This is a genomic window from uncultured Methanobrevibacter sp. (assembly GCF_900316895.1).
In the GTDB taxonomy this organism is placed as follows: domain Archaea; phylum Methanobacteriota; class Methanobacteria; order Methanobacteriales; family Methanobacteriaceae; genus Methanocatella.
Window position 1 is genome coordinate 1 of record NZ_ONER01000040.1, and the last position, 14,001, is coordinate 14,001.

Consider the following 14,001-nt stretch of genomic DNA (forward strand, 5'->3'; position numbering starts at 1 on the left):
GTTTTTAATTGTGGCGGTTGCAACACCTTTCTTGTTGGTTTTGGCAGTGTACTTTTTGCCTTTGATTTTGAAGGTCACTTTTTTCTTTTTCACCGCCTTACCGTTTTTATCAACCACCTTAACTGAAAATTTGATTTTTTTAGCTTTCTTCTTAACGATATTTTTAGCAATCAATGTTGGTTTGAAAGTGATTTTATTTGAAACCTTGTCACCATTAAATTCTGAAGTGATTGTATAAGAGCCTACTTTTAATTTCAAAGTCTTGGTTGCATAACCGTTTTTATCAGTTTGGACTTTAAAAGTTTGACCATTAACTTTAATGGTTACAATATTTCCAGCATCATACTTACCATCTGATCCTTTTACACGAACTTTATAGTTGATTGTGTTTCCATAGTAAACAGAATAATCTTTATTTTCAAATAAAGAAGGCAGTACAGTTATTTTAGCACTATTTTTTGAATCATAATACTGTTCATCACCATCAAATGAAAAGGTAGCATCATATGTTCCTTTAGATAAAGCAGGCATGGTTACCTCGCCTTTTGAATTTGTAGTTCTGTGATAGATATCATTGCCTATTTTAACATTTACCCCTTGATTGCTCAATAAATTACCTTTCTCATCTTTCAAGACAGCCACTACAGCATTAGGCTGAACTTTATTTGTTAATTCAATATTGGTTTTAGTAAGCCAATATGCAGTTAAATTAGATTTGGCAGATGTTGATTGGAAATAATCCGGATTAGTAATTCTTGCAATAACTTCAGGATTTTCGCCATATATTTGAGGTATTTTACCATCAAGTATCGCTAAACCGTCATTATCAGTTATCGCTTTACCAACATACTCTTCAAATCCTTCATCATTTACATAAAATTCAACTGTCAATCCGGAAACACCATTTCCTAAAATGTTTTTCACAATAGCTTTAAATTGAGTATTTCTCGCAATGGCGCCAGTAACATTGTCCAAATAAATTACCAATAAACCATTATCAATATTGACATTACAAGTAAATTCACCTATTTTATAATTTTTCTGATAGATTTTTGAACTAAAACAATATGTAGCAGGAGTGAAGTCTTCGAATCCATTGAAATCATATACAAATGATGCATGTCCATTTGATATTGTTGTTGAGTTAATTATATCACCCAAATCATCAATGAAATCAATTTTAGCACCATTTAAATTTTCATCATCAGTGCTGAATTCAAATGTTCCATTTTCAAAGTATCTAATATTAACATCATGAAGTTTTCCTGTTACAAGATACTTATAATTATATTCTACCACATTATTCTCACTATTATTTACAGCATCACCACCAATACCCCATTCAGAATCCAAATAATTATTTTGAATCATATTATCTTTAGCATCATCATCTAAAATGATTGCAAAAGATTTTTTAGATGTTATATTATTATTTTTAATAATATTATTAGTTGAATTTACTTTAAGATATATTCCCGCATTGCCAGCAGGTATTGAATCATAATTAACAAAATTAATTTCTTCATCTGTGCCATTAGCTAAAATGACATTTCCACATATTTCATTATTGGCGGAATTTGAAAGCACCATACCATATGCCCTTTTTCCATTAGCTGTTAAATAATTGTTTGAAATATTATTGTTCTTTGTTTCAAAAACCTGAACTCCATAAATTATTTCAGAATTTAAGTTGAGTTTATTATTATTAACAATAGATTTTTGAGACATTTCCAAATTAACTCCATAGCCAACGCAATCTGATTTTGCATTAACTGTATTTGAAGCAATTACTGTGTCAAAAGAATTACGGCCTATGACAAATCCTTCGACAAAATAAGTTCCTTCAAGAGTTATGATATTATTTATGAATTGATTGTTTGAAGCACCTTGTCCTTCTGATGCGTCATCACTGGATTTCTGACCTAATACTCCCATACCATAAATATAATTATCATTAGATTTTATATAAATCTCATTATTGGAAAATACATTATTATGGCTATTATAATACAAATCAATACCTATAACTGAATTAGTTGATTGTGTTGTTTCTATTGTGCCATTTAATTTGGATGTAGCATTGATTTTGTTTCCGGATACGATGTTATCTGAAGAATACAATATTAAAATTCCGTAAGTCCTGTAAACTTCTGCTGGAACAACGTGATTTCCCTTGAATATGTCATTACCGTCAACGCAGTTCTCATCACCATCTACACAATTCTCATCACCATCTACACAATTCTCATCACCATCAACGCAGTTCTCATCACCATCAATGCAATTTTCATTACCATCTATACAGTTCTCATTACCGTCAACGCAGTTCTCATCACCATCTACACAACTTTCATCACCATCAATACAGGCATCCATTCCGGTATTAATATAAGTGTTACCTGTTCCAATAGTTTTAATGGTATTATTGATAAATTTACAATCATCAACAGTGTATGCAAGCAAGGTATATGTTAAATAGTTACCTTCAGAAAAGAGGGTATTGTTGATTACATCTACATTAGATGATTCAACTACATAAATGGCATAAGCCGCATTAGGATCACTAACCTCAATGTCACAGTTTAGAATTGTTGCGCCTCTGACTTGATAAACCAAGATTCCCCATGCATTTGGTTTACTTGATTCATTATTTCTGATAACTAAATTTTCAACCCATACCCCATCATCATAAATTTTAAAGGTAGTATTGTAAAATATCGCATTCCTACCAACAATCTTTACTGCATTATTAACAATGATGTTAAGTTTATTGACAAATTCGCCCTCAAAAATTAATATGTCCCCTTTGGAAATATTGGAGTTCAATGCACCATTCGAATGGATATAATCATCGAAATTTGATGAGTTTATGACATGTGTTTTGCCATTGAATTTATAAGAAGGTATTGAACCGTCATATACTCCTGAAGGAGTTGCAATGCCCCCATAACCTTTCGGAACATAATTATCTTCAATTAGATTATCAGTAGATTTATCTGCATCTCTTGCATCAATCGCATAAACTTTAGAATTGCCTGCATAAATGACATTATCTACAATAGTAATGTTACCAGGCATTCTTTTAGAGCTTAATTTTTGAATTAGAATACCTATTCCGGATTGGCTTCTTATAGTGTTACCTATAAAAGTCAGATTAAAAATATGACTGTTAACCAGTATTCCTGAACCGGAAACTGTAGATATATTATTATTTTTAACAGTGATGTTGGAACCTAATGGATTTATACCTGTTCCCAAATAAATTACTTGAACGGTATTATTTTCAATAATGGAATTGTCTAAAGCAGAGATTCCTGCACCAGATGCCTGGACTTTTGAACTGATAATGGAATTATTTACAATAATTGAATGATAAGAACCTACAATAGCACTTTCTCCAGCAATCTCCTCATTAGGACGGTTATAATCTGCACCTGTAAGGTTAATAATCTGGTTACTTATAATTGAATTTCCAGAACCAGAAATGGAAATACCTCTATATGCCCCTATGACCTTATTGGACCGGATAATATTATTTGCACCCATAATTTGGATACCATAACTCCAAGAAGTCGGCAATACATTATATTTTATAGAATTATTGTAGATAACATTATAATTTGATGGTCCGCCAGTAAGAGGACCTCCAGGGTAACTAGACAAGTATATTCCATTGGCATCCCAACATGTAATAAAATTATCTGCAATATAATTATTATGGGATCCGGCAATAAGCAATGGTGAAGTTGAACGGGTTCCATGACCATAAGTTATTCCGTATTCATTCAAATTATTGTTGGTTACATTATTATAATTTGCACCATTGCCTAAAACGATTGTATAAGAAGAAGAACCGGTGTTATTTATAAAACAGTCCCGAATGATACAGTTAGATGCAGTATTTAAAAATATGCCGTAATAATAATCAAAAGTATTGGCGATTTTTAAACTGGAAATGTTACTTCCGGATGCACCACTATTAAATGTAAAAACACAGTTCTTCAAATTATTAGATTCAGACCCGATAATATTTACCGGTGTTTTGAATGTAAAGTTTTTATTGTTGAATGTACCATCGATAGTTATTGTATCTCCGCTTTTTACGGAAGAAGTCGCTTCTCCTTTACTGTCAAAATATGTATTATAATTACTTTCATCAACAGTGTATGAATTAGAATCAGAATATATATCATCTATATCATTTGAAGTTGAAACATCAGATGATACCTCCTCCAAAACATCTTCATCATCACTTGCGATAGTGTCATTCAAATCATCATCAGCACTCACAGCGCCGATAGACACTAAAAGCAATAATAAAACTAATAAAAAATTAATTTTTTTAATCATGATATACCTCTCTTACATAAATAATCTATACTATTATTATGTATTAAAATAAAGTATATTTAAAAATTTCTAAATTTGAAAAAAATAAAAAAAAGTTGATGATTAATTAATAATCATCATATTCATCTTCATCATTTCTTGCATATCCAACAAGGAATATTGCAATTAATACAATTATTGCAATGATGACAAATATTGGCATGCTTGATTCAGTTGCGCTTGCGGATTTGGCTGCAGATTTATCGGACAATTCATATGCCTTAGCACCTGAATCTCCAGAACCACTGTCAGATGCGGAACTTGAAGAACTTGAAAGTTCACTGGCAGATCTTGCATCTCCACTTTCTGAAGCGTCTGCACCGACGGCAGTTCTTCCACCGTCACTGCTACTGGACCTGTCGTTTGATGTTCCGTTTACCAATTGCTGCGCATTGGAATTTTGATTTCCTGCATTTGAAGCACCATTGCTTGAACCTCCTTGCTGTGAGTTTGAACCTTGATCCTCCTCAGGCATCTGATATAACGGATCAGTATTGGTTGCCTGTGCAAGAATCTCTGCGAATTTTTGCTTTTGAGCTGGAGTAAGTGAGCTCATTTGGATAAGCTGTGCGTTGAACGCAAGGTTTTTACATGTGTGGTGACAACATGCTACACCATATTTGTTTACATTATCAATGTACTTGTCAACCAGCTCCTTGTATGTTTTCATGTCTGTATGCCAGGTTCCCTGGTCTGCAAGGTAAATCATCCATGCAAGTGAAGTCTGATAACCTGATGCTGTTGTTGCACTGTTGACATAACCGTCCATGCCCAACAGTTCATTGGCCAATTGGTTACCCAATTGAGTATCAAGATTGTTTCCACTTACAGTCAAACCTCCAAACATGTTTTGGAATCTTGCCGCATAAGAGTTCATTCCGGCACCACCCCCGGTAATGAGCGGCATGTAATATTTAGGGTTCAAAAGCATTGTTCTTATTTCAAACTCGATTTCCTCTTCATAGGTTCTTGTATTATAATTGTTTTTGCTCCTAATATCTACAAATGAAGTGTCCGGCCTTTCCTGACCTGACCTTGCCTTCAATATATTAGCCGCATTGTACAATCCGCCAAACCAGTCATAGTAATCGTCTGAATCGAAGAGTCTCCATGTACTGTCAAAGTTCTGAGTAATCAAATCAGTTCTGTTTAGCAGATACATGAAGTTGTCTTTCTGATTTGTAATTACAATATTACCACTATCGTCTATTGTCCAGGAGTAGGATACCCTTGAGAGATACACATCCATTGCAAATTCATTGACTGTACTTATATCCCAGTCAGCTGTGTTCGGAATAAGTGTTGACATACCGGTTCCTTCAAGGACATTGCCCGGAAGACCGAACAGCCTGTCAAGTGAAGGGTTTTCGGCATAATGCTTTTTCACAAAGTTGTTGGTTGTATTTTCGCCTTCTGCAAATGCTGCGAATTTAACAGCCTTCAACATCCATGTGAGCCAATCCTTATTGCTTGTAACGATACTTGCAAACACGTCAATTCTAGGCCTGTTTACAACAGTGCCGTTGGAAAGCTTGACTGTAAGTTTTTCCAAAGGAAGCATTTCAACATCAATGACCTTTCCGTTGTCTGCCCATACAGGCTTGCATCCAAGGAAATACAGGAATTCGGCAACACCTATACCTTCTGTCCTTGATATTTCAGTACCCCATAAGATTAATGAAGTCAATTCCGGCCATTTGCCGTGTTTTTCATAATATTCAGACAGGAGCAAATCAACAATCTTGATTGCAGATTCATAAGCTGACTCTGAAGGCATCCTTGTAGGGTCTGATGCATAACCGTCATAACCGGTAGGAATTGAATCCCCATAGGAAGGGTCTGCAAAGAGTCCTGATTTCACATATCCTCCTTCAAGAGCTGTCAATATTGCATTCCATTCATTGTTGTTTTGAATATTGACGATTACCTGTGCTGCGTACAATGTTGAGTTGTATAATGAAGATCCGACTGGAATTCCATATTTCTGTGTCAGTTCACTTATTGATGAGCCGTTTACCAAATCTGTTACATAATCCTTTAGGAACTGTTTGATTGCACTTGCCTGAACCAGATAATTCAGATTTCCTGAAATGTCCTCATAGAAATTTAATCCCTTTAATTCAGGATACAGGAGTTCCATGATGTATGTGTAGATTTTGGTCTGGGAAGTTGTAATTGTAATGACCTCTTCCACAAGCTCTTCACCGGTCAATATTTTACCTAAGGTATGCAAACCGTAACTTATGAAATCATCGCTCATCGCTTCAAGATACAAGTGAAGGTCATCCAACCATTGTTCAAATGTTTCAGCATCTGTATAGTTTCTGAAACCTAAGCTTGGAGCCAATTTGATGATTTTTGCCTTATACTCTTCCGCATTTGAAGTTACATTTAGAGCCACCTGGTCCTTATAGTATGTAATATAATTATTTAACACTGTATAGTTACCATATAAACCGGATGTTACCATTGCCGGAGTCATATGGGTAATCAGCAATGCCGCAATCCTGTCACGTGCAACCATTGCTTCACCAGGGTTTGATACGATATAAGGATATAGGGTCGGATTCAAGGTTAACTCAAATGTCCAGTCGCCTTCAACGGCACCCAAATTAGTACCCGGCAACCATTCAAGAGTTCCGTGAGTTCCCATATTCACGATTGCATTTACCTTTGCGGTTTTATCCAACCATTTGTAGAATGATACATAGTATTGTGTTGGAGGCAGAGTCAAATCGTGGTAATTTTCAACAGTCTTGAGCTCTTCCCAACCTCTACTTGGCTGGAATGTCACGAATACCTTACCGAACCACATTCCCGGAACGATCATGTACTGTTCGTCAGTACCGTTGTAAACCATTGACGGTCCTAAACCTGAACCCCAATAATCGGTCATGTTTTTAATCAGATTCATTGGAATGTCTTTAATCAGATTACGGAAGTCCCTTGTTGAAATCAGTTGGTTGTGTCTGACCAGCTCGTCATAGTTTTCCTCAACATACTGTTTCAGCAAACCATAAGCCCATGATCCCTTGTTACCCATTTTGAAAATGCGCTCTTCAAGTTCCTGTGGAGTCATCATTTCCCTGATGTCTCCTCCGGTATCATATCCTTGCTCATACAATTTAACGATTAAATCATAAGTGGATTGAGTTACATTCAAGTATGAAGCACCAATTTCAGCTTTACCTGGCGGATAATTGTATAGTACGATAGCTATGGTCTTGTCAGAATTATCGAAATCCTTTAAATCTGCCCAGCCACAGCTTAACTTGACCATCTTATCCACACCGGTCTGGATTACATGAGTCTTACCTGCACCATCAACATATGATAGGATTACAGGTCCGTAAACACCTTCAAAACTTGGGTAGGTCACTGCATATGTCCATTCGATTTGTGGACCCAATTCAGAATTAAAACTGTATTCGGAAATATCATTGACCCCTTTGAGAACTGCCAAATCTATTTCAGATAAATCAGGTTCCGCTGAACCGTTAGCATAACTTAAAGACCAACTATATAGTGAAGTAATCAGTGAAATTCCAATTTTTGAGGAATTTGTGATGCTGTTTAAAATAGAAGACATTGAAGGGGTAGTACTTGTCTTGAATACGTTGAAGGCAGGTCTACCGCTTGCGGCATAACTTCTAATCAAGGCATCAACAACATCTCCACCACAATAGTAAGTAGCGATAGCTATGAGTTTTTTATCTGGATTAAGCTTAGCAGTATAATTATTTTCAAAACGGTTGAATAATTCTTTAGGGTTTAAAGTGTGCTCAACCCAATATTGATAGTTCTCATTCATCCAGTTGAGGCTACCGTCCTGTGTTTTGGTATAACCCGGATTTGTTGTAATCCATTCATGAATCAAATCTGGTTCAGGGACAAGAGTGTACATTCCCAAATCAGGATGGTAAAAACCACATTCGGGACTCATCAAGGGAATTCCGTCATCGGTCAATGTAGGATTGGAATACTTATCCGGTTCGATTAGATAACGAACATAATCAAAGTAATTCTCCATGTTTTTAACCAGAACATCTGAGTCCTTGATGTCTTCCGCCTGGAAATATGATCCAATGTAGGTATTTTCAATGGTATCGTAATAGTTATTGGCTGAATTGGCACCAATAATATGTATACCGGTTGTATTCAATATCTCTTGGGAGTAAACTCCAAAAGTATATGCGACCTTATAGTTTTTATTAGCCGGAGAGTTTTTCAACAATTCCTTTAGATATGCTGCTGTAAACCTATTATACGCTGAGTTTTCAGCAAACATATCGATGTGGATGTAGTTTGCGTATTCCGCCAGCCATGCCCTTGACTCATCGAAGTTTGTTGTACTTATGTATGCAACACGCCTTGACATGTTCATCAGCAAGTCAACCTTTTCGTTGTGGGAAGCATAATCTACCAACAATAATATATCAGGAATGAACATCACATCCCTAATGTCCAATGTACCGCTGTTTTGAGTAAAATCAATACCTTTGAGATAAATCGGATTGTATGTCAGATAGGTAAGTTCCAAATTATATATTTTAGAACCTAATCCTGTGAATGTTGCAATACCCTTATTATTGGTTGTCTGAGTTGAAATCAACTTATTTGTAGAATTTTCATATAGCTTTACGGTAGCTCCCTTAAGTTCAATTCCATCTTCCGTCCATGTTTTGCCTGTTTCATTGAAAGAATCATAAACGTGAACATTAATTACATTATCCCCTGCTTTAAGGATTCCCTCATCTGATTGAGAAGACTGAACATTTGGAACATCTGGAACTTGCGTTATTTCTTCTAACTCGCTTGGAGCACTCACCACATCAGATATTGTTTCATTATCTCCTGCAAATACACAACTTACAGAAAATACAAGCAATATTGAAATAATTAATGCAAATAATAATCTTTTATCGGTTTTCGTTTTTTCACCTCCTTCATGCCCAATTGAAACATAGCAAAATCAATTTTTACTATAAGTTTAAATTTGATTTGAGAACATATAAAATTAACTAAACTTAACCAAATTTATCTATAACTAAAAAATTGTATACACAGAAAAGATACATTTAAATACTTAATAAACTAAATAAAATTTACCATAATTATAAAGAGGTGATACTTATGCGTAAGATAATGATTTTGCTAGCCATAATCGTTGTTGGAATGCTTATTCCAGCAGGATTTTCAACTAGCGACACCCAAGTCGTAATAACCTATGGTGAAACAACCTATAATAATGCAAATTATAAAAATATTGTAGACACATTTTTTACAAATAATGCTGGTGTCGATTTGAAAAATGTAGATTCAAAAATTATCACAGCTTCAGACGTAAATAAAATTTCAGGTTCAATTACAGGAAAAACCTACTCTTCAGATCAGGTATTTTCATCCGCACTCGTGGACTTGAACGACAATGAAGACCTGAAAGTGAGCGTTGACAAATCCAAAATCACAACAATCACCGGAGACATGTACATTTCAGCCCTAAAATCCGCAGGAATTACAGCAGGACATGTTTATGTGACAAGCCCTGTGGAAGCTACCGGCGAATCCGCGCTTGCAGGCATCATGAACTCATATGAAGAAGTGACTGATGTTGAAATTCCAGATACCGTAAAAGAAGCGGCAAACAATGAAATTTATACACAAGCTGAAATCGTCAAAAGTTCAGATGTTAACGCCGACGATTTATCAAAATTAGTTGATGACGTAAAAGAGGAAGTGCAAGTCAATAATGTTACAGACCACCAGACCATCGTGAACATTATCAACAACTACACTGTCATAAACAATATCAACATTTCAGACAGCGACATTGAAAACCTTGCAACAAGCATTGAGCAGACACAAAACGTTCAAGGTGACGTAAACACTTACCAAACCGAAGTGTCTGATGTAATGAACAGTACCGATTCCGGTGATGACAAGGGACTTTTAGATGGATTGTTCAATTAATCCATCATCTTATTTTTTTAAAATCAATTTTCTCAGCTCATTGAGATTCAACTCAATGAACTCTTTATTTTTAGGATCTGACAATAATTCATATTGCTTTAGTTTAGTTTGCTCATATGCCTGCCTCAACAGTTTCTGCAAATGGTCAACATCGCTTTCCAATATGAGATTCAATTTAGTTTTTTGCTCCTCATCCAGTTTATCCAAATGAGGTTCTATTGTTGTTTGGAACTTGCGGACAAGATTGGAATTTTTCTTGGCCATCATCTTCAATACGAAAAATGGGGCTAAAGTGAAAATATGTTCATGCTGCTTCAAATCGTCATATGTAATTTCGTCTTTCATAATCCACCTCATGAAGTAATTTAACTAAACCATTTAATATTATTGATTATGTAAAAAAACTATATTAATTTTTGAGTATTACATAGAAACTATTTTATATTCACATAATAATAAATTATAAATGGTGAATTTTAATGTTAGAAGAATATTTACCTTTTGTGGGATTAATAATTTTTGGAAATATAGAAAACCTTATCCTATCATCTCAAGGTGTAGTTAATGGTGTGGACCCTAAGGTTTTAGGCGGTTTAAGTATTATTGCAGTAATTGCATGGCTTATAATTGGATTTGTAGCAACTGATCTTGCAATACAATACTCCAATTACATCACATTTATCGGAGGCCTTGCAATATTTATTTTAGGTCTTATTTCAATTAAAGATGCAATAACAAACCTAAGAAAATCAAAAAGAGGTGAATAACATGGTGAATCTGAAAGATTATGCTCCATTTACCGGACTGCTAATTTTCGGAAACATAGAAAACCTTATTTTGGCTTCACAGGGTGCTGTGGCACATGTAAATCCAATCATTTTAAGTGTGTTGAGCCTCATTGCCGTAGTAATATGGTTGCTGCTTGGTACTTATGGAACAAAAATAGCCATCAAATATGCCGATTACATCGAAATAATCGGAGGATTGGCAATTATTATTTTAGGTCTGCAATCAATGCTTGAGGCGATGGGAATCATATAAACAATCCCAGATTATGAATAAAGAAGATGAGGTGGAAAATGGGTAGAAAAGATATAGGCAATATCGTAGAGATAATGAAAAATGATTTTAAATCTGCATTCTCAAACCCGATTGTGACCCTAATTCTTATTGCGATAATTATTTTGCCTTCCCTTTATGCTCTTTTGAACATATACGCATGCTGGGACCCGTATGGAAATACCGGGGAAGTTGAATTCGCAATCGCCAATCTCGATAACGGCACCTCCTTCCAGGACACAAAATTAAATATTGGAAATGAACTTGTCAAGGATTTAAAGAACAACACCAAATTTAAATGGACATTTGTCACGGAGGATGAGCTGCGAGACGGGGTGTATAAGGGTGATTATTATGCAGGCATAGTAATACCCAAAAACCTGAGTAAGAACATCGTTTCGATTGCGACGGACAATCCTAAAGATGCAAAATTAGAATATATTGTAAACGTTAAAGCTAATCCCGTGGCTGCCAAATTGACCAATACAGCTGCCAATACAGTTTACACCAATCTTAATGCAAAGATTGTTGAATTTATAAACCTTGCTGCATACGGCAAGCTCGGTGAATTGCAGGAAGGTCTTGCTTCAGGAGCCGAACAGCTATCGAGTGGAGGGTCTCAACTTCAATCAGGTGCAGACCAGGTTTCTTCTGGTGCAGCCCAAGTCAATGACGGAGCATCACAGGTTCAAGACGGATCCAAAAAAATCAAACAGGGATCAGACACCATAAAAGAAAAATCTGGTGAAATAGATAAAGGTAAACAAACTATTAAAGAAAACTCTGAACTCCTTCAAGAAAAATCTGACGAACTTCAGCAAGGTGCTGAGGAAATACAATCCACAGTTGATCCTTCATTAATACCGGAGGGTCCTGTAAAGGAATATGCTGAAGGAAGTGCCAAAGTCGCAGACGGAAGCGGTCAAATAGCCGAAGGTTCAAGCAAACTGGCCGACGGTTCTGTAAAATTGGCTGAAGGTTCATCAAAAATCACAAACGGTAGCGTATTATTAGCAGAAAAATCCAATGAATTGGCTGACGGTTCTAATAAATTGGCTGAGGGTTCAGTGACCCTTGCAGCAGGAGCAGAAATGCTTTCCAATGCAGCAGCACAAGCATTATTCAGTGCATCAGCTGCTCTTTTCTCATCTGCAGATGCACTTTCAAGCATTACCGGAATCAACGAAACACTTCTTGGGGAATATTTCTTTGCACCAGTCAAATTGGAAACAAATGAAATATTTTCAGTGCCTGATTACGGTTCCAATGTATCCCCATTCTATATCGTATTGTCAATGTGGGTCGGTGCTTTAATTACTTGCGTAATGATAGAACCTAAATCAAGTATCGGAACCAAATATTCTCCATTTGAAATGTATTCAGGTAAGCTTTTAATCTATATAATACTGAGCATACTGCAGGCCTGTGTAACTCTGATTGGGTCATATATCCTAGGAATCTATGTCGATAATTATCTTCTGTTCTACTTATCGGCGATACTGGTATCGGTGGTGTTCATGATACTGATATATTCCATAATTTCAGCAATAGGAACTGTTGGAAAAGGAGTCTGTGTACTTCTTTTAGTGCTTCAGATATCAGGTACCGGTGGAATCTACCCTATTGAAATCATGGGCAGTTTCTTCCAGAGCATATATCCATACATGCCAATGACATATGCTATCAATCTATTGCGTGAAGCGCAGATTGGAGTTGTCTGGTCAAATTACATCCCTGCATTGATTATCCTTTTAGGAATTGGTGTTGTAACCGTCATTTGTGCAGTGCTTATTAAGGAAAAAGCAGACAAAGCTTCAAAATACTTTGAAGACCATTTGGAGGAAAGCGGATTATTTTAGAAGTTATTCAATAACTTCTAAATATTTTTTAGAGAAAGGAGATAACAAAATGAAAAAAAAGAGTTTACTGATAATTTTATTGGTTGCTTGCATGATTTTTAGCGTTTCCAGTGTTGCAGCTAATGACGGCAATGACACATCTTTAGCCAGTGACGAAAACAATCCTGTTGTCGATAGCGGCATTGAAGATGTGAAAGCATCCAGCAATACTGAAGATCAGCCATTGAAAGAAAGCACTACAGACAACGGAACTTTCACAGCATTACAACTGAAAATTCTTACTGCCGGTGAGGGAAGCACAGTCACTTTAAACAACGATTACAAGTATAATGACGACTTTAAACTCACTACTGGAGTTTTCATCAATAAGGACATAACCATTGACGGTAATGGACACAGCATTGACGGAATGGGAAAATCCAGAATTTTCAACATCAACTATGGTGACGGATTAAAGCATTACAACGTCATATTGAAAAACATCAATTTCAAAAATGGCCATGCCAATATCTACGGCGGCGCAATATTAAACTTTGCATACCTGACAGTTGACCACTGTACCTTTTCAGACAACTATGCAGGCACTGCTGCCGGAGCAATTAACTCTTTAGGTGCTTTAGACTTAAAAAATTCTGTATTTAACAGAAATTCCGCAGGAGGAGACGCAGGTGCAGTATTTTCACTGACATTCAAAAAGAGTGCAGAATTCTATTACCAGTATTTT

At 35.8% G+C, this 14,001-nt stretch carries 7 protein-coding genes and 1 pseudogene; 5 read left to right on the forward strand and 3 right to left on the reverse strand.

The features are described from left to right. On the reverse strand, positions 1 to 4,350 hold a 4,350-nt coding region (locus QZN27_RS05685; RefSeq protein WP_296784820.1), incomplete at its 3' end, for a right-handed parallel beta-helix repeat-containing protein. 106 nt (positions 4,351 to 4,456) lie between these two features. Continuing rightward, positions 4,457 to 9,280 carry a cobaltochelatase subunit CobN gene (locus tag QZN27_RS05690; protein WP_394346858.1) on the reverse strand — a complete coding sequence of 1,608 codons (4,824 nt, stop codon included), beginning with the start codon at positions 9,278 to 9,280 and terminating at the stop codon, positions 4,457 to 4,459. Positions 9,281 to 9,522: 242 nt separating this feature from the next. Between QZN27_RS05690 and QZN27_RS05695 the strand changes: the two genes are divergently transcribed. Continuing rightward, positions 9,523 to 10,359, forward strand: coding sequence for a DUF1002 domain-containing protein (locus QZN27_RS05695; protein WP_296784823.1), 837 nt, complete (start codon positions 9,523 to 9,525; stop codon positions 10,357 to 10,359). A gap of 9 nt (positions 10,360 to 10,368) precedes the next feature. Here QZN27_RS05695 and QZN27_RS05700 read toward each other — a convergent pair whose 3' ends face one another. Continuing rightward, positions 10,369 to 10,704 (reverse strand): hypothetical protein, encoded by a 336-nt coding sequence (locus tag QZN27_RS05700; RefSeq protein WP_296784825.1) that lies wholly within the window; start codon positions 10,702 to 10,704, stop codon positions 10,369 to 10,371. A 134-nt stretch (positions 10,705 to 10,838) separates the two neighbouring features. On the opposite strand from QZN27_RS05700, the gene QZN27_RS05705 reads away from it, so the two are divergent. From QZN27_RS05705 to QZN27_RS05720, 4 genes and pseudogenes are all read left to right on the forward strand, one after another. Beyond that, complete coding sequence (locus QZN27_RS05705; RefSeq protein WP_296784828.1) at positions 10,839 to 11,126, forward strand: hypothetical protein; 288 nt, start codon at positions 10,839 to 10,841, stop codon at positions 11,124 to 11,126. A 1-nt stretch (position 11,127) separates the two neighbouring features. Next, positions 11,128 to 11,400: a hypothetical protein gene (locus tag QZN27_RS05710; RefSeq protein ID WP_296784831.1), complete on the forward strand. Its 273-nt coding sequence runs from the start codon at positions 11,128 to 11,130 to the stop codon at positions 11,398 to 11,400. 38 nt (positions 11,401 to 11,438) lie between these two features. Then, on the forward strand, positions 11,439 to 13,277 hold the full coding sequence (locus QZN27_RS05715; RefSeq protein ID WP_296784834.1) for a YhgE/Pip domain-containing protein: 1,839 nt from the start codon (positions 11,439 to 11,441) through the stop codon (positions 13,275 to 13,277). A gap of 49 nt (positions 13,278 to 13,326) precedes the next feature. Beyond that, positions 13,327 to 14,001, forward strand: a pseudogene (locus QZN27_RS05720) (hypothetical protein); the annotation flags it as partial.

Excerpts from the sequence above, each read along its gene's own strand:
- QZN27_RS05695 (WP_296784823.1), top strand. The coding sequence starts at position 9,523 with ATGCGTAAGATAATGATTTTGCTAGCCATAATCGTTGTTGGAATGCTT.
- QZN27_RS05700 (WP_296784825.1), bottom strand. The coding sequence starts at position 10,704 with ATGAAAGACGAAATTACATATGACGATTTGAAGCAGCATGAACATATT.
- QZN27_RS05705 (WP_296784828.1), top strand. The coding sequence starts at position 10,839 with ATGTTAGAAGAATATTTACCTTTTGTGGGATTAATAATTTTTGGAAAT.
- QZN27_RS05710 (WP_296784831.1), top strand. The coding sequence starts at position 11,128 with ATGGTGAATCTGAAAGATTATGCTCCATTTACCGGACTGCTAATTTTC.
- QZN27_RS05715 (WP_296784834.1), top strand. The coding sequence starts at position 11,439 with ATGGGTAGAAAAGATATAGGCAATATCGTAGAGATAATGAAAAATGAT.